The organism is Burkholderia sp. MSMB617WGS, assembly GCF_001532025.2.
GTDB lineage: Bacteria > Pseudomonadota > Gammaproteobacteria > Burkholderiales > Burkholderiaceae > Burkholderia > Burkholderia savannae.
On the sequence record NZ_CP013458.1, the window covers coordinates 2,283,444 to 2,306,853 of the forward strand.

A 23,410-nucleotide genomic window follows, 5' to 3' on the forward strand; every position below is an offset into this window, starting at 1 on the left:
GTCTGGCTGGTGGCCGGCGTCACCGACATGCGCTGCGGATTCCAAGGGCTGGCGGCGAAGGTGCACACGGCGCTCGAGGACAATGCGCTCAGCGGCAACGTGTTCATCTTCCGGGGCCGGCGCGGCGATCTCGTGAAGCTCATGTGGGCAACCGAGGACGGGCTCTGGCTTCTTGCGAAACGGCTTGAGCGTGGTCGTTTCGTCTGGCCGCAGGCCGATGGCGGCAAGGTTCATCTGACGGCAGCGCAATTGTCCATGTTGCTCGAAGGCATCGATTGGCGGCAACCGCGTCGCACCGCTGCACTGTCGATGTTGTAAACCGAGCAGAAGGCTCGTAAACTGCGCCGCATGTCGAACGGCGCCGAACTTCCTGACGATGTTGAAACGCTGCGAGCATTGCTGCTCGAGGCTCGTGCTCAGCTTGCCGAGCGCGATCTGGAGATCGAGCGGTAATCCTCCCGTCCAGTAGGTGGGATCAGAAGTAGAATTTCCAGCAAAGGGAGTTCTACGCAATGAAGAAGTCGAAGTTCACGGATAGCCAGATCATGGATGCGCTCAAGCGCGCGGAGGCTGGCGTGGCGGTGCCGGAGATTTGCCGGGAGCTGGGTGTCAGCACGGCGACGTTCTACAACTGGCGCAGCAAGTACGGCGGGATGGACGTGTCGCTGATGGCCCGGATGAAGGAGCTGGAAGCGGAAAACGCGCGACTGCGCAAGATGTACGTGGAAGAGAAGATCAAGGCGGAGATCGTCGCAGAGGCGCTGGCAAAAAAAGACTGAGGCCATCTACCCGCCGCGAGATGGCCAGAGAAGCAGTAGCGAGCCGGGGCGTGTCGATCCGGCTCGCATGCGAGGCATTTGGCGTAAGCCGGACGTGCTACCGCTACGAGCGGCAGCGCAATGCAGGGAACGAGCAGATTGCCGACTGGCTGCTACGGCTGACCGACAATCATCGCAACTGGGGCTTTGGGCTGTGTTTCCTGTACCTGCGCAACGTGAAGGGCTTCGGCTGGAACCATAAGCGCGTGTACCGGATTTACCGAGAACTGGAGCTGAACCTGCGCATCAAGCCTCGTAAGCGGCTTGTACGGCAGGCGCCGGAGCCGCTGATCGTGCCGGCGTCGGTGAATGCGGTGTGGTCGATGGACTTCATGCACGACCAGTTGAAGGACGGCCGCAGTATCCGACTGTTCAACGTGATCGACGACTTCAACCGCGAAGCATTGGGCATCGAGATCGACTTCTCGTTGCCCTCGGCGCGCGTCATCCGGGCTCTGGAGCAGATCATCGGCTGGCGAGGAAAACCGATGGCGATACGGTGCGATAACGGTCCCGAGTACTTAAGCGAGGCAATCACGCAATGGGCAGCCAGGCATGGCATCGCGTTGAACTACATTCAGCCGGGCAAGCCGCAGCAAAACGCCTATGTGGAGCGATTCAACCGGACGGTGCGCTATGAGTGGCTGTCGCAGTACTACTGGGACAACCTTGCGCACGTGCAGAGCTTCGCGACCGAATGGATGTGGCAATACAATCACGAGCGCCCTAACATGGGCCTTGGCGGCATGACGCCGAAACAGCGGCTCATGGCCGCGGCATAGTCTCTACTTCTGACTCGCGTTAAAAGCGGGGGGATTACCGAGCAACTCAAGGCTCAGCTCGACAAGCTTAGGCGCATGCAATTCGGACGCAAGTCCGAGCAGTTGGACCGCGAGGTTGCACGGCTAGAAACAGCGCTCGAGGACCTGACGGGCGAGCGTGGCGTCGCCGATGTGCGGCGCGCCCGCCAATCAAGCGCAAGCACGCCTGTGAGCGACGCATCGCCGAAAGAAGCGCTGCCGCCGCATCTGCCACGCGAAGAACGTGTACTGGAGGCTGACGCAACGTGTCCGAAGTGCGGCAGCGCAATGCAGCCGCTCGGAGAAGACGTGTCCGAGCAGCTCGCCCGCGTCGCGGCGGTGTTCAAGGTGATTCGTACGATCCGGCGCAAGACGGTTTGCCCGTGCGGCCACCACTTCTCGCAGCCGGCGATGCCCGGCCTGCCGATTACGCGCAGCATCGCCCATCCGAGCCTGCTGGCCGACATCCTCGTCTCGAAGTACGCCGACCACGCCCCGTTGTACCGCCAGTCGCAGATAGCCGCGCGCGACGGCGTGAAGCTCGACCCGGCCAGCATGGGCCGCTGGGTCGGCCAGTGCGAGGCCCTTTGCGATGCGCTGACCGAGGCACTGCGCCGCTACACGGTGGCGCCGTCGAAGCTGCACGCGGATGACACGCCTATCCCGGTACTCGAGCCGGGCAAGAAGAAGACGAAGACGGGGCGCCTGTGGGTGTATGTGCGCGATGACACTCGTTCGGGCTCGACCGAACCGGCCGCAGTGTGGTTTGCTTACTCGCCGGACCGCAAAGGCATTCATCCCCAGACCCACCTGGACGGATTCAAGGGTATCTTGCAAGCCGACGCCTACAGCGGCTTCAACGAACTGTACGAGAGCGGCAAGATTCGCGAGGCGGCATGCTGGGACCACGCGAGACGGTACATATACGACGTGCATGCCCGAACGCCTGCCGAGGCGACCCGGGAGGTGCTCGAGCTGATCGGTGCACTTTACGCGATCGAGGCCGACATCCGCGGCAAACCCGCCGCGCAGCGGCTGCGCGTGCGCCAGGAGAAAAGCATCCCGCTGCTCGCGGCCATCAAGACGTGGATGACGGACAAACTCGCGACGCTGTCGAAGAAATCCGAATTGGCCAAAGCGATCCATTACTCGCTTAATCAGTGGGATGCCCTCGTGCTGTACTGCGAAGAGGGCCGTGCCGAGATCAGCAACGCCCTGGCCGAAAACGCGTTGCGCTGTGTGAGTCTGGGTCGAAAGAACTTCTTGTTCGCCGGCTCCGACAGTGGGGGGAAACGGGCCGCGGCGATGTACAGCCTGATCGGCACGTGCAAGCTGAACGGGATCAACCCGCGCGCTTACCTCGAATACGTGCTGACCCATATCGCTGATCACCCCATTAACCGCATCGACGAATTACTACCCTGGAACGTGGCAAAAAAGCTGCCAGGGAAGTCTTGCCCACCTGCCTCCACGGGCTGATTGCCAGCGGGCCAACATGAGCGCTCGATAACCAATCATGCCTCACGTGCGCGCCGGATTGCGGACGGCCTTCGCGAGGCGCTTACAGCGAGAAGGGAGTCGAGGCGGGAGCTGGAGCGCGAGGCTCCTGCCGAGGGCGTTCAGGGGATTGGCGGAGGCGTAAAAAGCAAAACCCCCGCCGGTGAGGGCGGGGGTTTTCAGAGGGGAGCCTGACGATTACCTACTTTCACACGGGCAATCCGCACTATCATCGGCGTGGAGTCGTTTCACGGTCCTGTTCGGGATGGGAAGGGGTGGGACCGACTCGCTATGGTCATCAGGCAAAGAGGGTTGTTCTGCTGGCGCGGCCAACAGAACCAATCTGGGAAGAAGCAGTAATCTTGGGTGGGTTGTGAGGTTGTATCTCACACATACGCGGTACTTCAACCGCAGTACGTCGAGCGCCTTGCACTCGACACTCGATATCCGTGAGCGCTGACGCGCCAACGACTACCGAGACAGACTTGTTATAGGATCAAGCCTTACGGGCAATTAGTATCAGTTAGCTGAACGCATTACTGCGCTTACACACCTGACCTATCAACGTCCTGGTCTCGAACGACCCTTCAAGGGGATCAAGTCCCCAGGGATATCTCATCTTAAGGCGAGTTTCCCGCTTAGATGCTTTCAGCGGTTATCTCTTCCGAACATAGCTACCCGGCGATGCGACTGGCGTCACAACCGGTACACCAGAGGTTCGTCCACTCCGGTCCTCTCGTACTAGGAGCAGCCCCCTTCAAATATCCAACGCCCACGGCAGATAGGGACCAAACTGTCTCACGACGTTTTAAACCCAGCTCACGTACCTCTTTAAATGGCGAACAGCCATACCCTTGGGACCGGCTACAGCCCCAGGATGAGATGAGCCGACATCGAGGTGCCAAACACCGCCGTCGATATGAACTCTTGGGCGGTATCAGCCTGTTATCCCCAGAGTACCTTTTATCCGTTGAGCGATGGCCCTTCCATACAGAACCACCGGATCACTATGACCTGCTTTCGCACCTGCTCGACTTGTCGGTCTCGCAGTTAAGCACGCTTATGCCATTGCACTATCAGCACGATTTCCGACCGTACCTAGCGTACCTTCGTACTCCTCCGTTACGCTTTGGGAGGAGACCGCCCCAGTCAAACTGCCTACCATGCACTGTCCCCGACCCGGATCACGGGCCAAGGTTAGAACCTCAAACAAACCAGGGTGGTATTTCAAGGACGGCTCCACCGAAACTAGCGTTCCGGTTTCATAGCCTCCCACCTATCCTACACAGATCGGTTCAAAGTCCAATGCAAAGCTACAGTAAAGGTTCATGGGGTCTTTCCGTCTAGCCGCGGGTAGATTGCATCATCACAAACACTTCAACTTCGCTGAGTCTCGGGAGGAGACAGTGTGGCCATCGTTACGCCATTCGTGCAGGTCGGAACTTACCCGACAAGGAATTTCGCTACCTTAGGACCGTTATAGTTACGGCCGCCGTTTACCGGGACTTCAATCAAGAGCTTGCACCCCATCATTTAATCTTCCGGCACCGGGCAGGCGTCACACCCTATACGTCCACTTTCGTGTTTGCAGAGTGCTGTGTTTTTATTAAACAGTCGCAGCCACCAGTTTATTGCAACCCCTTCACCCTTTGCGCGCAGGCGCATCAAGCTACCAGGGCGTACCTTATCCCGAAGTTACGGTACCAATTTGCCGAGTTCCTTCTCCCGAGTTCTCTCAAGCGCCTTAGAATACTCATCTCGCCCACCTGTGTCGGTTTGCGGTACGGTCATTGTTAAACTGAAGCTTAGAGGCTTTTCTTGGAACCACTTCCAATTGCTTCGCTCCCTAAGGAGCTCGCGCCACACCCTTGAATTCCGCGCCCGGATTTGCCTAAGCGCCTTCTCCAATGCAGCGACCGGGACTTCCAACACCCGGACAACCTTCCGCGATCCGTCCCCCCATCGCATTTAACAATGGTGCAGGAATATTGACCTGCTTCCCATCAGCTACGCATTTCTGCCTCGCCTTAGGGGCCGACTCACCCTACGCCGATGAACGTTGCGTAGGAAACCTTGGGCTTACGGCGAGGGGGCCTTTCACCCCCTTTATCGCTACTCATGTCAGCATTCGCACTTCCGATACCTCCAGCACGCTTTTCAACGCACCTTCGCAGGCTTACGGAACGCTCTCCTACCATGCGTGCAAAGCACGCATCCGCAGCTTCGGTATATGGCTTAGCCCCGTTACATCTTCCGCGCAGGACGACTCGATCAGTGAGCTATTACGCTTTCTTTAAAGGGTGGCTGCTTCTAAGCCAACCTCCTGACTGTTTTAGCCTTCCCACTTCGTTTCCCACTTAGCCATATTTGGGGACCTTAGCTGGCGGTCTGGGTTGTTTCCCTCTTGACACCGGACGTTAGCACCCGATGTCTGTCTCCCGTGATTGCACTCTTCGGTATTCGGAGTTTGCTATGGCGGGGTAATCTGCAATAGACCCCCCAACCATGACAGTGCTCTACCCCCGAAGGTGAGACACGAGGCACTACCTAAATAGTTTTCGGAGAGAACCAGCTATTTCCAAGTTTGTTTAGCCTTTCACCCCTATCCACAGCTCATCCCCTAACTTTTCAACGTTAGTGGGTTCGGACCTCCAGTACGTGTTACCGCACCTTCATCCTGGCCATGGATAGATCACTTGGTTTCGGGTCTACGCCCAGCAACTGAACGCCCTATTCGGACTCGCTTTCGCTACGCCTGCCCTATTCGGTTAAGCTTGCTACTGAACGTAAGTCGCTGACCCATTATACAAAAGGTACGCCGTCACCCCTTACGAGGCTCCGACTGTTTGTATGCATGCGGTTTCAGGATCTATTTCACTCCCCTCCCGGGGTTCTTTTCGCCTTTCCCTCACGGTACTGGTTCACTATCGGTCGATCACGAGTATTTAGCCTTGGAGGATGGTCCCCCCATCTTCAGACAGGATTTCACGTGTCCCGCCCTACTTGTCGTACACCTAGTTCTTCCATACTGTTTTCGTCTACAGGGCTATCACCTGCTATGGCCGCACTTTCCAGAGCGTTCGACTAACAATACAGATAAAGAGTACAGGCTCTTCCCATTTCGCTCGCCACTACTTTGGGAATCTCGGTTGATTTCTTTTCCTGCGGTTACTTAGATGTTTCAGTTCACCGCGTTCGCCTCACATGACCTATGTATTCAGCCATGGATACTCCAAAAGGAGTGGGTTTCCCCATTCGGACATCTACGGATCAAAGCTCGTTTGCCAGCTCCCCGTAGCTTTTCGCAGGCTACCGCGTCCTTCATCGCCTGTGATCGCCAAGGCATCCACCACATGCACTTGTTCGCTTGACCCTATAACGAGTCTGTCTCATCTTTCGACGCAACAGTCGCTACAGGTTGAGTTCTCGCGTTGTGCCGTATTCCAAAATTGATGTCGGTCCGGCGTTAGCGCTTTAGCGCTTACGCCGACCCCACTCCCGAAGGGAGTAGACCCGAATCATCTTGAGATACATCGATACAATCACAACCCGGATAGTTTCCACGTCCATCTCATTAGACGCTTCCGCTATCCAAATTACTTACTTCTTCCAGATTGTTAAAGAACGACAGCCGATACGTACTACGTATCACTCTGACTGGCTCAATCGCCAATGGGGAATACTCGATTCGTTCTCTCGAACCCAATCAAATATTCTCCATTGGGACTCCCTTCGGGAGTGAGATGCCCGTAAGCGCTGAAGCACTAACGAGCACCGCAATTGGTGGAGGCAGACGGGATCGAACCGACGACCCCCTGCTTGCAAAGCAGGTGCTCTCCCAGCTGAGCTATGCCCCCTACAGAGACTTCACCCAGGTTTCCTGCGCCAGACAACTTGGTGGGTCTGGTTGGATTCGAACCAACGACCCCCGCCTTATCAAGACGGTGCTCTAACCGACTGAGCTACAGACCCCTGAGTCTGTCTTGATTACAGCCGATAAGCGTGAGCGCTCAACTTCGCGGAAATAAGCTCGAGAAAGGAGGTGATCCAGCCGCACCTTCCGATACGGCTACCTTGTTACGACTTCACCCCAGTCATGAATCCTACCGTGGTGACCGTCCTCCTTGCGGTTAGACTAGCCACTTCTGGTAAAACCCACTCCCATGGTGTGACGGGCGGTGTGTACAAGACCCGGGAACGTATTCACCGCGGCATGCTGATCCGCGATTACTAGCGATTCCAGCTTCATGCACTCGAGTTGCAGAGTGCAATCCGGACTACGATCGGTTTTCTGGGATTGGCTCCCCCTCGCGGGTTGGCGACCCTCTGTTCCGACCATTGTATGACGTGTGAAGCCCTACCCATAAGGGCCATGAGGACTTGACGTCATCCCCACCTTCCTCCGGTTTGTCACCGGCAGTCTCCTTAGAGTGCTCTTGCGTAGCAACTAAGGACAAGGGTTGCGCTCGTTGCGGGACTTAACCCAACATCTCACGACACGAGCTGACGACAGCCATGCAGCACCTGTGCGCCGGTTCTCTTTCGAGCACTCCCGCCTCTCAGCAGGATTCCGACCATGTCAAGGGTAGGTAAGGTTTTTCGCGTTGCATCGAATTAATCCACATCATCCACCGCTTGTGCGGGTCCCCGTCAATTCCTTTGAGTTTTAATCTTGCGACCGTACTCCCCAGGCGGTCAACTTCACGCGTTAGCTACGTTACTAAGGAAATGAATCCCCAACAACTAGTTGACATCGTTTAGGGCGTGGACTACCAGGGTATCTAATCCTGTTTGCTCCCCACGCTTTCGTGCATGAGCGTCAGTATTGGCCCAGGGGGCTGCCTTCGCCATCGGTATTCCTCCACATCTCTACGCATTTCACTGCTACACGTGGAATTCTACCCCCCTCTGCCATACTCTAGCCTGCCAGTCACCAATGCAGTTCCCAGGTTGAGCCCGGGGATTTCACATCGGTCTTAGCAAACCGCCTGCGCACGCTTTACGCCCAGTAATTCCGATTAACGCTCGCACCCTACGTATTACCGCGGCTGCTGGCACGTAGTTAGCCGGTGCTTATTCTTCCGGTACCGTCATCCCCCTAGGGTATTAGCCCAAAGGTTTTCTTTCCGGACAAAAGTGCTTTACAACCCGAAGGCCTTCTTCACACACGCGGCATTGCTGGATCAGGCTTTCGCCCATTGTCCAAAATTCCCCACTGCTGCCTCCCGTAGGAGTCTGGGCCGTGTCTCAGTCCCAGTGTGGCTGGTCGTCCTCTCAGACCAGCTACTGATCGTCGCCTTGGTAGGCCTTTACCCCACCAACTAGCTAATCAGCCATCGGCCAACCCTATAGCGCGAGGCCCGAAGGTCCCCCGCTTTCATCCGTAGATCGTATGCGGTATTAATCCGGCTTTCGCCGGGCTATCCCCCACTACAGGACATGTTCCGATGTTTTACTCACCCGTTCGCCACTCGCCACCAGGTGCAAGCACCCGTGCTGCCGTTCGACTTGCATGTGTAAGGCATGCCGCCAGCGTTCAATCTGAGCCAGGATCAAACTCTTCAGTTCAATTCCTGTTACTGTTTTCGGTTGTTTCCAACCGGTCGCTCACTCAAAGCTGACAGGTATATGAATTGCTCCATAAACCTGACTTACTTTAGTGTGAGACTCTTGATACTTTTGCTTGCGATCCAAGGATCGCCCGCTTCCATCAAGCGCCCACACTTATCGGCTGTTCATTGTTAAAGAGCACATCTGCGAGAAGACTTCACTACTTTCTGCCGCCTTCTCAGCAGCGCTGCGTTGTCTGCAGCAGAGAAACGAGATTATGATCACTTATTCGCAGCGCGTCAACAACTTTTTTACTGCCGCGTCGCGCTCCGCCCTGATCACCTTTCCGCACCGCCGGTCGGCTACCGCTTCGACCTTACCACCTCGGCATCGGAACTTCCCGCTTCCCCTCTCGCGCCGCGTTCGGCTTGGCGCGAAAGAGGCGTGATTGTAGGCACAACCCCTCCCACGCGCAAGCCCCTTTCGACAGTTTTTTGCGCCGACGCTTCGGGATCGCGAAACGGCCGATGCGTGCGGCCGCGCGCATCGGTTCGGCGCCCGTGCTCGACCGTGTCCGCGCGAGCGTCCTTGCCTTGCATGAGCGCCCTTATCCTTATACAAGAGGACGCTCGCGCGGCCGTTTATAAGGAAGCGGCGACGCGCGCGACCACACGCATGTAGTGATCCACATCCGGCGTGGCCTTGCCGGCCGCCTTCGCGAGATCGTCCCAGCGGCGCAGGCGGATCGCGTCCGCCGCGTAGGGGTGCTGCAGGAACGCATCGGCTTGCGCGCCCGAGAAGACGCCGCCCTGCAGCTGCAGGCTGCGCGCCGAGTCCGCCGACAGGCAGGCGCGATACGACGCGTCGATCGCGCAGAGGCAGCGCTTCGCGTCGACGTGCAGGCGGATCGGCTCCAGCGCCGCGTCAGGCAGCAACGGCCGCAGGAACGGCAGCACGTAGTACTGATGCAGATCGTCGATGCCGTGCGCGGTCGGCGTCTCGCCCTGGAGATTCAGCAGGTGCCCCAGGTCGTGCAACAGCGCCGCCGCGATCAGCGCGTCGCCCGCGCCCGCCTCTTGCGCGAGCTGCGCGCTTTGCAGCGCATGCTCGCGCTGCGTCACCGGCTCGCCGCTGTACGCGATGTCGCCGTGGCGATCGAACAGCGCGCGAATGTCGTCGAGTGTCAGCGCCATCTCGTCACGACCACGGCAAGGAGAAGGTCTTCAGGTTCGTGAAGCTCTTCATCGCCTCCTGGACCCCTTCCTTGTATCCCAAGCCCGAATCCTTGATCCCGCCGAACGGCGTCAGCTCGAGCCGGTAGCCCGGCACCTCCCACACGTTCACCGTGCCGACGTTCAGTTCATTGACGAAGCGCACGATCGCGTCCGCGCGATCCGTGCACACGCCCGACGACAGGCCGAACGCGGTGCCGTTGCTGATCCGGATCGCGTCGTCGATCGTGTCGAACGCGATGATCGGCGACACCGGCCCGAACGTTTCCTCCCGCACGAGCGTCATCGACGCGTCGACGCGATCGAGCACCGTCGGCGCATACAGCGCGCCGCGCCGCGCGTTGCCGGCCAGCAGGCGCGCGCCTTGCGACACCGCCTCGTCGACGCGCGCCTCGAACAGCGCGGCCGCCGCCTCGTCGATCACCGTGCCCATCCGGTTCGCCGGATCGAACGGGTCGCCGTACGTCCATGCGCGGGTCTTCTCGACGAGCAGCTCCGTGAAGCGAGGCGCGACGCCCTTCTGCACCAGGATGCGCTTGACCGCCGTGCAGCGTTGCCCCGAATTCTTGTACGAGCCCTGCGCGGCGAGCGCCGCCGCGCGCTCGAGGTCGGCGTCGTCGAGCACGATCAGCGGATCGTTGCCGCCCAGCTCGAGCACGATGCGCCGGTAGCCCGCCTTCGCCGCGATGTACTTGCCGATCGCGACGCCGCCCGTGAACGTGATCAGCGTCGCGCTCGGGTGCGTGAGCAGCTCGTCGGCGATCTCCCGCGGATCGCCCGTCAGCACCTGCAGCATCGGCTCGGGCAATCCCGCTTCGTACAGCACGTCGGCGAGATACAGCGCCGACAGCGGCACCTTTTCCGACGGCTTCACGATCACGCGGTTGTTCGTCGCGATCGCGGGCGCGATCTTGTGCGCGACCTGGTTCATCGGATGATTGAACGGCGTGATCGCGACGATCACGCCGTCGAGCGGCTGCCGCTGCGAGAACACGCGGCGCGACGTGCCGTGCGGCGTCAGATCGCACGAGTAGCTCTGCGCGTCGTCGCGCAGCGCCTCGATCGACGCGAACTTGAACACGTCCGCGACGCGGCCGATCTCGTAGCGCGAATCCTGCTTCGACAGGCCCGATTCGAGCGAAATCAGCGTCGACGCTTCTTCCGCGCATGCGTTCAGCCGCGCCGCCGCGCGCTCGAGGATCTGCGAGCGCTCGTAGCGCGACAGCGCCGGCCGATAGGCGGCCGCGTAGTCGAACGCGCACCGCACGTCGTCGACCGACGCGAGCGGCGCCGTGCCGACGCGCATCCCCGAATACGGATCGAATACGTCGAGCGTCCGGGCGCGCGCCGCCCGCTCGCCGCACCAGCGCAGCGTCTCGGCGCGGAACGCCGGATGGTCGCGAAGGAGCGCCCCCGTCATTGCACGGCCCGGTTCAGCGCGAGATCGAACAGATCGAAGTTGCGCAGCCGGCGGTCCGGCTCGACGCCCTCGATCCGGCGATTGAACAGGAGCGGCACGCGCTGCTCGGACAGGCCGCCGTGCGAGCGCAGCGGCACCGTCAGGCCCGACAGGTCGTGCTCGCTCGCGCGCGTGCCGAGCGCGACGTCGCGCCGGCTCACGACGACGACGTCGCCGATCCGGTCGGCCGGCAGCTCGAAGCGCCCGGCGGCCGTCGCGTTGCCGAGCGCGAGCTCGATGCCGTCGAGCGCGCGCAGGCGGCCGATGAGCGCGGCTGCGTCGGCGTCTTGCTCGAGATAGATCGTCGCGAACGAGCCGAGCGCGCCGTGATGGACGACGTACGGATCGGTGATCGGCAGGATCACGCGCGCGCGGCGCGGGCCGAGCCACGCGTCGAGCGCGTCCTGCAGATAGACGACGTTCGGCGCGCCCGTGCGCGGATCGTGCTTCGCGTTCATCCCGTGGTCCGCGGTCACGCCGATCGCCCAGCCGAGCGCGTCGAGCGCCGCGAGGTAGCGGTCCATCATCGCGTAGAACGCGTTCGCGCCGTCGCTGCCCGGCGCGCACTTGTGCTGCACGTAATCGGTCGTCGACAGGTACATCAGGTCCGCGCGCCGGCTCTGCGCGAGCCGCACGCCCGCCGCGAGCACGAATTCGGACAGCGCCGCGCTGTAGACGTCGGGCGACGGCAGGCCGACGAAGTCGAGCACGTCGCAGATGCCGTTCTCGCCGAGGTTCGCCTGATTCGCCTTCTCCGCCGAGAAGCACACGCCGCGCATTCGCCAGCCGAGCAGCCGCCGCAGCTTGTCCTTCGCGGTCACGACCGCGACCCGCGCGCCCGCGTCCGCCGCCGCGGCGAGCAGCGTGCCCGCGCGCAGGTACGCGGGGTCGTTCATCATCACCGCGGCGCCCGCGCCACCCTGCGCGTCGGAATCCCAGAAGAAATTGCCGCAGATGCCGTGCACCGACGGCGGCGCGCCGCACACGATCGACAGGTTGTTCGGGTTCGTGAACGACGGGATCACGCAGTCGGCGTCGAACGCCGAGCCTTCGCGCAGCATCCGCGCGATGAACGGCGCGACGCCCGCGTTCGCGGCCTCTTCCAGATACGCGTACTCGCAGCCGTCGACGCAGACGGCGACGGTCGGCTCGGCCGGCATCCGGTAGACGCGCCCGTTGACTTCGATGTGTCGATTCATGGTGTCCGCCCTGGGGGGCCTTTCGTTCATGTTACGCGCAACGCGCGCGCCGCCTCGCGCTCACCGCCCCGGCCGCGGCGCGCGCGCCGCGATCGCGACGAGCGCGACGAGCGACGCGCCGAGCAGCAGCAGCGACAGCGCCGACGCGGGCAGGTAGTAGCCGCGCTCGACGTCGCCGATCACGACGATCGGCACGGTCGCGAAGCCGGGCGGATAGACGGTCAGCGTCGCGCCGAGCTCGCCGAGCGACAGCGCGAAGCCGAGCGCGAGGCTCGCGCGGATCGCCGGCACGAGCTGCGGCAGCAGCACGCGGCGCAACACCATCGCGGGCGGCGCGCCGAGGCTCGCCGCCGCCTCACGCAGCACGGTCAGCTCGGGGCGCAACGCGGCGGCCGCGCACCGGTAGCAGAACGGCAGCACGAGCGCGAGCTGCACGAGCACGACGATCGCGGGCGAGCTCGACAGATCGACGGGCTTCGCGTGATACGCGATCAGCACGGCGAGCCCGAGCACGACGCTCGGCACGCCGTTCGGCAGCATCACGAGCGCGTCGACGAGCGCGCCGACACCGCGCCGGCTGCGCCCTTCGAGCGCGAGCGCCAGCGCGATGCCGAGCGCGGTGCCGAGCGCGGCGACGCCGAGCCCGATCTCGAGGCTCGCCGCGAGCGCGTCGAATTCGGGCCGGCCGAGGCGCTCGAACCAGCGCAGGCTGTAGCCCGCCGGCAGGATCGTGCCCGACCAGTGCTCGGCGACGCTCGACAACGCGACGACGACGACGGGCAGCACGAACAGCCAGCAGCAGGCGACGGCCGCGAGCGCGACGAGCGCGCGCGACGCGACGCGCGCCGCCGTATCGGTCCAGCGCGGCTCGCGGCGCGGCACCGCGGCGGCGCGCGCCGGGAATTCAGCGGACATCGCGCCCTCCTTCGCTCGCGCGCCGGCTCATTCGCCGGTACAGCGCGTAGAGCGTGAGCGACATCGCGAGCATCACGACCGCGCCGGCGGCCGCGGCCGGCAGATCGATGTCGACGGTCGCGCTGCTGTAGATCGCCACCGGCAGCGTGACGAGCTTCGCGCTGCCGAGCACGAGCAGGATGCCGAATTCGTTCAGCGTGAGCAGGAAGCACAGGATCACGCCCGCCGCGATGCCCGGCCACGCGAGCGGCAGCACGACGCGCCGCGCGAGCATCCAGCCGTTCGCGCCCAGGCTCGACGCGGCTTCGACGAGCCGCGGATCGAGCGTCGCGAACGACGCGAGCGTCGGCCGCACGACGAACGGCGTGTAGAACACCGTCTGAGCGAGAATCACGCCGCCCGCGCCGAACAGGAAATCGAGCGGCGGCGCGTCGAGGCCGAGAACGCGCTGCAGCGCGATGCTGACCGAGCCTTGCGAGCCGTACAGGAAGATCAGCGTGAACGCGACGAGAAACGACGGGAACGCGACGTACAGCTCGAGGAAGCGCGTGACGAGCGACGCGCCCGGAAACGGCCGGAAGAACAGCAGCGCGGCGAGCAGCACGCCGACGACCGACGCGGTGCCCGCGCTCGCGACGAGCACCCAGAGCGTCGTGCCGAGCACCTCGCGCACGTCGTGACTCGCGAAGAAGGCCCGGTACGCGGCGAGCGTCGGGCCGTGGTCGCCGAGCACGCTCAGCAGCACGAGCCGCGCGAGCGGATACAGCACGAGCGGGCCGAGCACGATGGCCGCGAGCGCGACGACGCGCGCGTTCGCGCCGCGCTCGCGCCGGCGCGCGGCGGCGTCGTGCGCGTCGGCCGATGCGCGGATGCGGGCGTGCGCCGCCGGATCGTCGGCGAGCGCCGCGCGCGGCTCAAGGCGAGATAAGAGCGACATCGTCCGCCTCGCAATCGAGCGACACGCGCGCGCCGCGCTCGGGCGCCGGGCCCCGGCCGCGCTGCATCGAGACGAGCACCGGCTCGTCGCACGCCGCATCGAGCGTCACGGTCAGCGACAGCGCCGCGCCGTGCCATTCGACCGACGCGATCGTGCCGTGCAGCCGCCCGACGCCGAGCGGGCACACCGTCAGGCGCTCCGGCCTCACGCATGCGACCTTGTCGCGCACGTCGTGGCGCGGATCGCCGAACGGGAACACGACGTTCGGCGGCAGCAGGTTCGCCGCGCCCAGATAGCGCGCGACGAAGCCGTCGGCGGGCGCGTCGTACAGTTGCTGCGGCGTGCCGAGCTGCGCGACGCGGCCGTCGCGCATCAGCAGCGCGCGGTCGGCGAGCACGAGCGCATCGTCGCGATCGTGCGTCACGCAGACGACGGTCAGGTTCGGCAGCCGCTCGTGCAGCGCCTTCAGCTCGCTGCGCACCGACGCGCGCAGGTTCGCGTCGAGCGCGGACAGCGGCTCGTCGAGCAGCAGCACGTCCGGCTCGATCACGAGCGCGCGCGCGAGCGCGACGCGCTGCTGCATGCCGCCCGACAACTGCGCGGGCAGATGATGTCCGGCGTCGCCGAGCTGCACGAGCTTGAGCGCATCGGCCACGCGCCGCGCGATTTCCGACGACGACATGCGCCGCGCGCGCAGCCCGAACGCGACGTTCTCGAACACCGTCAAATGCGGGAACAGCGCGTAGTTCTGAAACAGCAATCCGAGATTGCGCTTGTGCGGCGGCGCATGCGTCAGGTCGCGGCCGGCGACGGCGAGCGTGCCCGTCAGGCCGTCCGCCTTCACGAAGCCGGCGATGAAGCGCAGCAACGTCGTCTTGCCGCAGCCGCTCTTGCCGAGCACGGCGAGCAGCTCGCCCGCGCCGATGTCGAGCGACAGGTCGTCGAGCACCGTGCGCGCGCCGTAACGCACGCTCAAGTGCTCGATGCGCACGCCGCCCGGCGAGCCCGCGTGCGGGCTCGCGTGCGGGCGCGCCGCATCGAACGCGCCGTGGTGGGTGAGACTAGCGGTATCCAACAGGTTTCGTCCTTCGACGCGTCATCGCGTCGGCTTGTCGCGGCCGCGGCGTCCGCTCATTTCGGCTTGACGACTTCGGTCTGCTTGCCCGAATCGCCGATCACTTCCTTCTTCCAGCGCTCGGTCCAGACGGGCTTCTTCGCCATCACCGCGTTCCAGTCGACCGGAATCAGCTTCACGCCGGCGATCGCGCGCTTCACCGCCTCGCCGTTCTTGCCCGCGAGCGGCACGTCGGTGCGGCCCGGGATGCCGAACATGTCGGGCACCTTCGCCTGCACGTCGGTCGACATCAGGTAGTCGATCAGCTTCTTGCCCGCGTCCTGGTTCGGGCCGCTCTTGACGAGGCCGATCGCGTACGGCAGCTGGAACGTCGTCGGCGGCTCGCCGTCCTTCGCGGAAACGAAGATCGGCTTGATCGACAGGCCGCCGTGCTCGGCGTCGTCGAGATCCATCTGCAGATCGCCGTTCGCGACCGCGATCTCGTTGCGCGACAGCAGCACGTTCAGGTAGCCCGTGCCCTTCGTGTGGAACTTCACGCCGCGCTCGAGCTTCGCGAGATAGTCGAACGCCTTGTCCTCGCCCATCAGCGCGCTCGTCAGGATGATCACGGCCATCCCGTCGCCCGCCGTCGCCGGGTTCGAGTACGCGAGCTTGCCGCTGTAATCCGGATGCAGCAGATCGGCGAACGTCTTCGGCTGGCTCTTCACGACCGACGGGTTGATCGCGAACGAGAAGTAGTTGTTGACGAAGGTGGCCCACGAGCCGTCGTCCGCCTTCGCGATCGCCGGCACGTTCTTGTAGTTGACGCTGCGGTACGGCTGCAGGAGGCCGAGCTGGCCCGCCTGCTGGATGAACGGCGGCAGCGTGACGATCACGTCGGCCTTCGGAGAGCCCTTCTCGACGTTCGCGCGGTTCACCACTTCGCCGCTGCCCGCCGTCACGATGTTGACCTTCACGCCTTCCTGCTTCTCGAACGCGGGCAGCACGTCGCGGTACAGGTTCTCGAGGCCGTCCGCCGTGTACAGCACGACCGCCGCCGCTTGCGCGTGCGTCGCAACGCCTTGCAACAGCGCGGCCGCGCCGGCGGCGAGCGCGAAGCGGCGCCAGGCGCCGCCGCGCGGGAACTTCGAATCCGTCATGTCGCTTCTCCGTAGGGTGGAACCACGAACGGCCGAACGGCGCAAATCGCCGTCCGCGCGGGCCGCGCCGCCGTCCCGCCGCGGCCGGACGCTCCGGTCTTTCGCGGCACCCGAAGCATCACAGCGTTCGATGACAGCGCCGTGACGATTGACTCGATTTCCAAAAAACGACACATTTCGCCAATATCCTCCACATCATCGAATCACTCGATTCGACCTTTCCTGGAGTGACGACGCCATGCACGCACGTGATCCGATCCTGTTGACGCCGGGCCCGCTGACGACGTCGCGCAAGACGCGCGACGCGATGCTGCGCGACTGGGGCTCGTGGGACGCCGCTTTCAACCAGCTGACGCTGAGCGTCTGCGCGGACCTCGTGCGGATCGCGGGCGGCGGCGACGCCTTCGTCTGCGTGCCGCTGCAGGGAAGCGGCACGTTCGCGGTCGAGGCGGCGCTCGGCTCGCTCGTGCCGCGCGACGGCCGCGTGCTCGTGCCGAACAACGGCGCGTACTGCGCGCGGATCGCGACGATCCTGAGCCGGCTCGGCATCGCGCACGTCGAGCTGCCGTTCGCCGAAGACGAACCGGCGAGCGCGCAGGCGATCGACGATGCGCTCGCGTGCGATCCGCGCATCACGCACGTCGCGCTCGTGCATCTGGAAACCAGCGCCGGGCTGCTCAATCCGCTCGACGGCATCGCGGCCGTCTGCCGCGCGCGCCGAAAGGCGCTGATCGTCGATGCGATGAGCTCGTTCGGCGCGCTGCCGATCGCGCTCGCCGACAGCGGCGTCGACGCGTTGATCTCGGCGAGCGGCAAGTGTCTCGAAGGCGTGCCCGGCATGGGCTTCGTGATCGTTCGGCGCGCGCTGCTCGAAGCGTCCGAAGGGCGCTCCGCGTCGGTCGCGCTCGATCTTCACGACCAATACGCATACATGCAGCGCACGTCGCAATGGCGCTTCACGCCGCCGACGCACGTGCTCGCCGCGCTGCGCGCCGCGCTCGACCAGTTCTTCGACGAAGGCGGGCAGCCGGCGCGCGGCGCGCGCTATGCGAACAACTGCGCGACGCTGATCGACGGAATGCGCGCGCTCGGCTTCGAGCCGTTTCTCGATGCGCGCGCGCAGGCGAGCGTGATCGTCACGTTCCACGCGCCCGCCGATCCCGCGTATGCGTTCCCGGCGTTCTACGCGGCCGTGCGCGACGCCGGCTACGTGCTGTATCCGGGCAAGCTGACGACGGCCGACACGTTTCGCGTCGGCTGCATCGGCGCGATCGGCGCGGACGAGATGCGGGGGGCGGTGGCGGCGATCGGCGGCGCGCTGAAGTCGCTCGGGATTGCGATGCGGTGATGTGGAAGCGGTGATGCAGAGGTGGTAATTCGGAGGTGGTGATGCAGAGGTGGTAATCGGAGGTGGTGATGCGGACGCGGCAATACAGAGGCGGCGAAGTCGCCCCGGACGCGGCGGGGCAACGGACGGCACGTGTCGAGCGCGCCGGCGCATCGCGCAAACGCGACGGCGGCCGAGCGCGCGCGCCGTCGTCGATCCGGCCGCGAGCTGCCCACCGCGATCCGCCCCGACGCGAAAAAAACGGCGCGCGCGATCCAATCGGGCCGCGCGCGCGGTTCATTCGGCGCGCGCCGCTTACAGTTCGATCCGCTTGATGTCGCCGACGACGAAGATGTACGACAGCGCGCCGATCAGCGCGACGACGCCGATGAACGCGAGCGCGCCGACGAACGACCCGGTCGCCGCGACGATGAAGCCGACGACGAGCGGCGTGACGATGCCCGCGAGGTTCGCGGCGAGGTTGAAGATGCCGCCCGTCGCGCCGAGAAGCCCTTCGGGCGCGATGTCGGACACGAGCGTCCAGCCGAGCGCGGCCATCCCCTGCGCGAAGAACGCGACCGACATGATCGCGATCACCGCCTCGTTGCTCTGCACGTAGTTCGCGAGCACGATCGTCGATGCGAGCAGCAGGCCCGCGATGATCGGCAGCTTGCGCGCGACGTTCGCCGACTTTCCGCGGCGCAGCAGCCAGTCGGAGAAGATCCCGCCGAACATCACGCCGACGGACGCGGCGATGAACGGCATCACCGCGAAGAAGCCGATCTTGAGCCAGCCCATGTGGCGCTCGGTCGCGAGATAGGTCGGGAACCACGTGAGAAAGAACACGAGCGTCGAGTTGCCGGCGAACTGGCCGAGGCAGATGCCCGCGAGCTGGCGCTTCTTCAGCAACCGGCCGGCGATGCGCCAGCTGAACTTCGCGCGCCGGCCGTCGCGCGACGATTGCACGAGGCCGCCGCCGCCCTCGATGTACGCGAGCTCGGCCGCGTTCGCGCGCGGATGGTCCTGCGGCTCGTGATAGAGCTTCCACCAGACGAAGCCGAACACGATGCCGACGCCGCCCACGACCCAGAAGAGCGAGCGCCAGCCGAACGCGCCCATCAGCGCGAACAGCACGGGGCTCAGGAACGCGAGGCCGATGTATTCGCCGACGGTGTAGGTGCCCGTCGCCATCGCGCGCTCCTTCTGCGGGAACCAGGTCGCGACGACGCGGCTGTTGGTCGGAAAGCACGGCGCTTCGGAGAAGCCGAGCCCGAGCCGGCACGCGAGGAGCGGCGCGACGCCGTGAACGAAGCCTTGCAGCAGCGTGAACGCGGACCACAGCGTCATCGACCAGTAATAGGTGATCTTGCTGCCGAAGCGGTCGAGCAGCAGGCCGCCCGGCACCTGCGCGAGCACGTAGGTCCACGAGAACGCGGAGAACATCACGCCCATCGCCGCCGCGCCGATGCCGAGCTCTTTCGTCAGGCCGGGCGCCGCGACGCCGAGCACCGTGCGATCGAGATAATTGATCATCGTCCCGATCGCGAGCAGCGCGAGAATCCGGTAGCGCGCATTCGAGCGCGGCTGCGCGGCGCCCGGCGCGCGGGCGGTCGCGACGGCCGCGCTCGCCGCGGCGTCGGTGTTGATCGGCTGGGGCATCGATGTCTCCTGTTGTATCCGTCGTTCTGTCTGGTTGGGAAATTCAGCGCGCGACGAGCGCCTGGAAGTGCTCGAACATGCGCTCGGCGTCCGGCGCGCGGCCGGTGAAGATCTCGAACGCGTCGACCGCCTGGTACACCGCCATGCCGCCCCCCGGCAGCGTGCGGCAGCCGAGCGCGCGCGCCGTGCGGATCAGTTCGGTTTCGAGCGGGAAATAGACGATGTCCGCGACCCACAGGTCGGGGCGCAGCAACTCGGCCGGCAGCGGCAGGCCCGGATGCTTGAGCATGCCGGTCGGCGTCGCGTGAACGAGGCCGTTCGCGCTCGCGAGCGCTTCGGCGAGCGAGCCGCCCGCGCTCAGGCGCGCTTGCGGGAAGCGCGCCTGCAACTGATCGGCGAGCGCGCGTGCGCGCGCCGGGTCGACGTCGAAGAGCGCGAGCTCCGCCGCGCCCATCGTCAGCGCCGCATGCGCGACGGCCGCGCCCGCGCCGCCCGCGCCCAGCTGCGCGACGCGCGTGAGCGGCGCGCCCGGCAGCCCGCGCGCGAACGCCTTCGCGAAGCCCGACCAGTCGGTGTTGTGGCCGATCCGCCGGCCGCCGAGCAAGCGCACCGTGTTGACCGCGCCGAGCGCGGCCGCGTCCGGCGACAACTCGTCGAGCAGCTCGATCACGCGCTGCTTGCACGGATGCGTGATGTTCAGCCCGTCGAAGCCCATCCGCTCGGCCGCCGCGAGCAGCTCGGGCAGCGCGTCGGCCGTCAGCCGCAGCGCGTCCAGATCGATGCGCCGGTACACGTAGTTCAAGCCCTGGCGGCGGCCTTCCTCCTCGTGCATCGCGGGCGACAGCGAACCGCCGATCCCGGAGCCGATCAGGCCGATCAGAAACGAACGTCCGCTCATCGCGCGCCCTCCCGCCCGATCAGCGTCGCGATCCGCTGCAGCGCGAGCACGTAGCCTTCGGTGCCGCAGCCGCAGATCACGCCGTCGGCGACCGCCGACACGAACGAATGGTGGCGAAACGCCTCGCGCCGGTGGATGTTCGAGATGTGCACTTCGATGATCGGCTTGCCGAGCGCGGCGAGCGCGTCGGCGATCGCGACCGACGTGTGCGTGTACGCGGCCGGATTGATCACCACGCCCGCAACGCGCTCGCGCGCTTCGTGCAGCCAGTCGATCAGCTGATGCTCGGCGTTCGACTGGCGAAACTCGAGCGCGAGGCCGAGCGCGTGCGCGGCGTCCGCGCAGCGGCGCTCGACGTCCTGCAGCGTTTCCGAGCCGTAGATGTGCGGCTCGCGCTTGCCCAGCAGGTTCAGGTTCGGCCCGTTCAGGACCAGCACCTTCGGCTTGCTCATGTATGACACTCCGGTAAAAAACGGGTACGCATCCGTAGACGAACGCGCCCGCGTCGTCAAGATCCGGCGTCAGTGTGCGCTTGCGCTTGCGCAAAGTCTTTCCGGGTTTTCTATAATTTGTACCATCTAGTTAGTTCGTATACTCTGCGACTCGCGCCTTTCCGACCTTCGACGGCGCGCGGCCGGCAACGTGCCTCCTCCAGCGGCGCGGCGCAACCGGCCGCGCGCCGTCCCTCACCAGCGGGAAACTCACCATGCAGCGTTCGATCGCCACCGTGTCGCTGTCCGGCACGCTCGTCGAGAAGCTCAACGCGATCCGCGCGGCCGGCTTCGACGGCGTCGAGATCTTCGAGAACGACTTGCTGTACTTCGACGGCTCGCCCGCCGACGTGCGCCGCATCGCCGCCGATCTCGGCCTCGACATCGTGCTGTTCCAGCCGTTTCGCGACTTCGAGGGCGTGCCGCCCGAGCGCCTCGCGCGCAATCTCGAACGCGCGAAGCGAAAGTTCGAGCTGATGCACGAACTGGGCGCGGAGCGCATTCTCGTGTGCAGCAACGTGTCGCCGGACGCGCTCGGCGACGACGCGCTGCTCGTCGACCAGTTGGGCGCGCTCGCGCGCGCCGCGCAAGAGGCGGGCGTCGTCGTCGCGTACGAGGCGCTTGCATGGGGTCGAAACGTGAAGACCTACGGCCACGCGTGGCGGCTCGTCGACGCGGTCGGCCATCCGAACCTCGGGCTCGCGCTCGACAGCTTCCACACGCTGTCGCTCGACGATTCGCCCGACGGCATCGCGCGCATTCCGGGCAGCCGGATCGCGTTCGTGCAGATCGCCGACGCGCCGAAGCTCGCGATGGACGTGCTCGAATGGAGCCGTCATTACCGGTCGTTTCCGGGCCAGGGCGACTTCGACCTCGCGGAATTCACCGCGCGCGTGATCGAATCGGGCTACGAAGGGCCGCTGTCGCTCGAAATCTTCAACGACGGCCTGCGCGCCGCGCCGACCGCGCTGACGGCGGCCGACGGCTACCGGTCGCTGCTCTATCTCGAAGAAACGACGCGCGCGCGGCTCGCCCGCGAAGCAAGGCGGGCGCCGGCGGGGCAGGCGGGACAAGCGGAACAAACGGGACACGCCGAACAAGCCGGGCAGGAAGCCGCGCGCGGCGCGGGCCCGCGCATCGCCCCGAGGCCGTCGCAGCCGCTCTTCGCGCCGCCGCCCGCGCCCACGCACGTCGGCTTCCAGTTCATCGAATTCGCGGTGGACGCGGCCGCCGCCGAGAACGTCGCCGGCTGGCTCGGCAAGCTGCGCTTCAGGCGCGCGGGCCGCCACCGGTCGAAGGACGTGACGCTCTATCAGCACGGCGCGGCGTCGATCGTGCTGAACGCCGAGCGCGACTCGTTCGCCGACGCGTTCTTTCAGGAGCACGGCCTGTCGCTGTGCGCGTCGGCGTTTCGCGTCGACGACGCGCGGCTCGCGTTCGAGCGCGCGGCGGGCTACGGCTACGCGCCGTTCTCGGGCCGCGTCGGCCCGAACGAGCGCGTGCTGCCAAGCGTGCGCGCGCCGGACGGCAGCCTCGAATATTTCGTCGACGAGGCGCCCGGCGCGCCGACGCTGTACGAATCGGACTTCGTGCTCACCGACATCGACGGGCCGAGCGAGGTCGGCCCGCTCGCCGGCATCGATCACGTGTGCCTCGCGCTGCCCGCAGACGCGCTCGACACGTGGGTGCTGTTCTTCAAGACCGCGTTCGGCTTCGAGGCCGAGCGCAACTGGCTCGTGCCCGATCCGTACGGGCTCGTGCGCAGCCGCGCGGTGCGCAGCCCGGACGGCTCGGTGCGGATCGCGCTGAACGCGTCGGTGGACCGGCATACGGCCGTCGTCCAGTCGCTCGAGCGCTATCGCGGCACGGGGCTCAATCACGTCGCGTTCCGCACCGACGACATCGTCGCGGCGATCGCCGAATTCGCGGCGGACGGCGTGCCGTTCCTGCGGATTCCACGCAATTACTACGACGATCTCGCCGCGCGCTACGCGCTGCCCGACGAGACGATCGATACGCTCAGCCGCCATCATCTGCTCTACGACCGCGACGAAGCGGGCGGCGAGTTCCTGCACGCGTACACCGAGCTCGTCGACAACCGCTTTTCGTTCGAGCTCGTCGAGCGGCGCGGCGGCTACGACGGGTACGGCGCGGCGAACGCGGCCGTGCGGCTCGCCGCGCAGGCGCAGCGGCGCAAGTGAGCGCGGCGCGGCAGCCGGCGCGGGCGGCGTTCAGGCCGGCGCGCGCATGGCCGGCGGGCGGCGCGCACGGCTGTCGCGCGTCGAAAAGACGTGACGATTGGCCCAGCGGCGGCCCGCGACGTCACGCCATGCCGTGCGTCGCGGCCCACGCGTCGCACGTCGCGCATAGCACGCCGCACATAGCACATAGCACATAGCACTTGGCACTTGGCA

At 65.0% G+C, this 23,410-nt stretch carries 14 protein-coding genes, 2 tRNA genes, 3 rRNA genes and 1 pseudogene; 5 read left to right on the forward strand and 15 right to left on the reverse strand.

Going from position 1 to position 23,410, the window contains the following annotated elements:
• Window positions 1–9 precede the first annotated feature (9 nt).
• From tnpB to WT60_RS31000, 3 genes and pseudogenes are all read left to right on the forward strand, one after another.
• Window positions 10–318, forward strand: coding sequence for an IS66 family insertion sequence element accessory protein TnpB (gene tnpB / locus WT60_RS30990; protein ID WP_348982041.1), 309 nt, complete (start codon window positions 10–12; stop codon window positions 316–318).
• A gap of 194 nt (window positions 319–512) precedes the next feature.
• Window positions 513–1,600, forward strand: a protein-coding gene (locus WT60_RS30995; RefSeq protein WP_100185219.1) for an IS3 family transposase whose coding sequence is annotated in 2 segments (ribosomal slippage) — window positions 513–774 and window positions 774–1,600 — 1,089 coding nt in all. Because the reading frame shifts where the segments join, the coding sequence is not laid out codon by codon here.
• A 39-nt stretch (window positions 1,601–1,639) separates the two neighbouring features.
• Window positions 1,640–3,097, forward strand: a pseudogene (locus tag WT60_RS31000) (IS66 family transposase); the annotation flags it as partial.
• A gap of 207 nt (window positions 3,098–3,304) precedes the next feature.
• Here the strand turns inward: WT60_RS31000 and rrf are convergent.
• The 12 genes from rrf to phnS form a co-directional block, all read right to left on the reverse strand.
• Window positions 3,305–3,418, reverse strand: a 5S ribosomal RNA gene (rrf, locus tag WT60_RS31005).
• Between the two features lie 189 nt (window positions 3,419–3,607).
• Window positions 3,608–6,488 (reverse strand): 23S ribosomal RNA (locus WT60_RS31010).
• Between the two features lie 408 nt (window positions 6,489–6,896).
• A tRNA-Ala gene (locus WT60_RS31015) sits at window positions 6,897–6,972 on the reverse strand.
• Between the two features lie 38 nt (window positions 6,973–7,010).
• A tRNA-Ile gene (locus WT60_RS31020) sits at window positions 7,011–7,087 on the reverse strand.
• Between the two features lie 63 nt (window positions 7,088–7,150).
• Window positions 7,151–8,683 (reverse strand): 16S ribosomal RNA (locus tag WT60_RS31025).
• The 16S, 23S and 5S rRNA genes sit together here with 2 tRNA genes alongside, the layout of an rRNA operon.
• A gap of 623 nt (window positions 8,684–9,306) precedes the next feature.
• Window positions 9,307–9,858, reverse strand: a complete 552-nt coding sequence (locus tag WT60_RS31045; protein WP_038754968.1) for a phosphonate degradation HD-domain oxygenase — start codon at window positions 9,856–9,858, stop codon at window positions 9,307–9,309.
• A gap of 4 nt (window positions 9,859–9,862) precedes the next feature.
• On the reverse strand, window positions 9,863–11,317 hold the full coding sequence (gene phnY / locus WT60_RS31050; protein ID WP_060355177.1) for a phosphonoacetaldehyde dehydrogenase: 1,455 nt from the start codon (window positions 11,315–11,317) through the stop codon (window positions 9,863–9,865).
• Window positions 11,314–12,585 carry a phosphonoacetate hydrolase gene (gene phnA / locus WT60_RS31055; RefSeq protein WP_038754961.1) on the reverse strand — a complete coding sequence of 424 codons (1,272 nt, stop codon included), beginning with the start codon at window positions 12,583–12,585 and terminating at the stop codon, window positions 11,314–11,316. The genes phnY and phnA overlap by 4 nt, the downstream gene beginning before the upstream one ends.
• Window positions 12,586–12,615: 30 nt before the next feature.
• The gene (gene phnV / locus WT60_RS31060; RefSeq protein WP_038754958.1) at window positions 12,616–13,470 is read right to left on the reverse strand and encodes a 2-aminoethylphosphonate ABC transport system, membrane component PhnV; all 855 of its coding nucleotides are present in this window, start codon (window positions 13,468–13,470) and stop codon (window positions 12,616–12,618) included.
• A complete protein-coding gene (gene phnU, locus WT60_RS31065) occupies window positions 13,460–14,407 on the reverse strand; it encodes a 2-aminoethylphosphonate ABC transporter permease subunit (protein WP_060355178.1) in 948 nt (315 codons plus the stop codon). The genes phnV and phnU overlap by 11 nt, the downstream gene beginning before the upstream one ends.
• The gene (gene phnT, locus WT60_RS31070) at window positions 14,385–15,482 is read right to left on the reverse strand and encodes a 2-aminoethylphosphonate ABC transport system ATP-binding subunit PhnT (protein WP_038754952.1); all 1,098 of its coding nucleotides are present in this window, start codon (window positions 15,480–15,482) and stop codon (window positions 14,385–14,387) included. Before phnT ends, phnU begins: the two co-directional genes overlap by 23 nt.
• A 56-nt stretch (window positions 15,483–15,538) precedes the next feature.
• The gene (gene phnS, locus WT60_RS31075; RefSeq protein ID WP_038754949.1) at window positions 15,539–16,621 is read right to left on the reverse strand and encodes a 2-aminoethylphosphonate ABC transporter substrate-binding protein; all 1,083 of its coding nucleotides are present in this window, start codon (window positions 16,619–16,621) and stop codon (window positions 15,539–15,541) included.
• 238 nt (window positions 16,622–16,859) lie between these two features.
• On the opposite strand from phnS, the gene WT60_RS31085 reads away from it, so the two are divergent.
• The gene (locus WT60_RS31085) at window positions 16,860–17,969 is read left to right on the forward strand and encodes a 2-aminoethylphosphonate--pyruvate transaminase (protein WP_059670258.1); all 1,110 of its coding nucleotides are present in this window, start codon (window positions 16,860–16,862) and stop codon (window positions 17,967–17,969) included.
• 294 nt (window positions 17,970–18,263) lie between these two features.
• Here WT60_RS31085 and WT60_RS31090 read toward each other — a convergent pair whose 3' ends face one another.
• Genes WT60_RS31090 through aroQ form a run of 3 tightly spaced genes read right to left on the reverse strand, consistent with a single transcriptional unit; the run spans window position 18,264 to window position 20,957 of the window.
• Window positions 18,264–19,607, reverse strand: coding sequence for an MFS transporter (locus WT60_RS31090; RefSeq protein WP_060355179.1), 1,344 nt, complete (start codon window positions 19,605–19,607; stop codon window positions 18,264–18,266).
• A gap of 43 nt (window positions 19,608–19,650) precedes the next feature.
• Window positions 19,651–20,505: a shikimate dehydrogenase gene (locus WT60_RS31095; protein ID WP_060355180.1), complete on the reverse strand. Its 855-nt coding sequence runs from the start codon at window positions 20,503–20,505 to the stop codon at window positions 19,651–19,653.
• The gene (gene aroQ / locus WT60_RS31100) at window positions 20,502–20,957 is read right to left on the reverse strand and encodes a type II 3-dehydroquinate dehydratase (protein ID WP_038754938.1); all 456 of its coding nucleotides are present in this window, start codon (window positions 20,955–20,957) and stop codon (window positions 20,502–20,504) included. Before aroQ ends, WT60_RS31095 begins: the two co-directional genes overlap by 4 nt.
• A 254-nt stretch (window positions 20,958–21,211) precedes the next feature.
• Between aroQ and WT60_RS31110 the strand changes: the two genes are divergently transcribed.
• Complete coding sequence (locus tag WT60_RS31110) at window positions 21,212–23,197, forward strand: sugar phosphate isomerase/epimerase and 4-hydroxyphenylpyruvate domain-containing protein (RefSeq protein ID WP_060355181.1); 1,986 nt, start codon at window positions 21,212–21,214, stop codon at window positions 23,195–23,197.
• The last annotated feature ends 213 nt before the right edge of the window (window positions 23,198–23,410 follow it).

Coding starts and splice junctions, on each gene's coding strand:
- phnV (WP_038754958.1), bottom strand. CDS start 13,470: ATGTCCGCTGAATTCCCGGCGCGCGCCGCCGCGGTGCCGCGCCGCGAG.
- WT60_RS31110 (WP_060355181.1), top strand. CDS start 21,212: ATGCAGCGTTCGATCGCCACCGTGTCGCTGTCCGGCACGCTCGTCGAG.
- aroQ (WP_038754938.1), bottom strand. CDS start 20,957: ATGAGCAAGCCGAAGGTGCTGGTCCTGAACGGGCCGAACCTGAACCTG.
- WT60_RS31095 (WP_060355180.1), bottom strand. CDS start 20,505: ATGAGCGGACGTTCGTTTCTGATCGGCCTGATCGGCTCCGGGATCGGC.
- WT60_RS31090 (WP_060355179.1), bottom strand. CDS start 19,607: ATGCCCCAGCCGATCAACACCGACGCCGCGGCGAGCGCGGCCGTCGCG.
- phnU (WP_060355178.1), bottom strand. CDS start 14,407: ATGTCGCTCTTATCTCGCCTTGAGCCGCGCGCGGCGCTCGCCGACGAT.
- WT60_RS31045 (WP_038754968.1), bottom strand. CDS start 9,858: ATGGCGCTGACACTCGACGACATTCGCGCGCTGTTCGATCGCCACGGC.
- phnY (WP_060355177.1), bottom strand. CDS start 11,317: ATGACGGGGGCGCTCCTTCGCGACCATCCGGCGTTCCGCGCCGAGACG.
- WT60_RS31085 (WP_059670258.1), top strand. CDS start 16,860: ATGCACGCACGTGATCCGATCCTGTTGACGCCGGGCCCGCTGACGACG.
- phnS (WP_038754949.1), bottom strand. CDS start 16,621: ATGACGGATTCGAAGTTCCCGCGCGGCGGCGCCTGGCGCCGCTTCGCG.
- phnA (WP_038754961.1), bottom strand. CDS start 12,585: ATGAACGAAAGGCCCCCCAGGGCGGACACCATGAATCGACACATCGAA.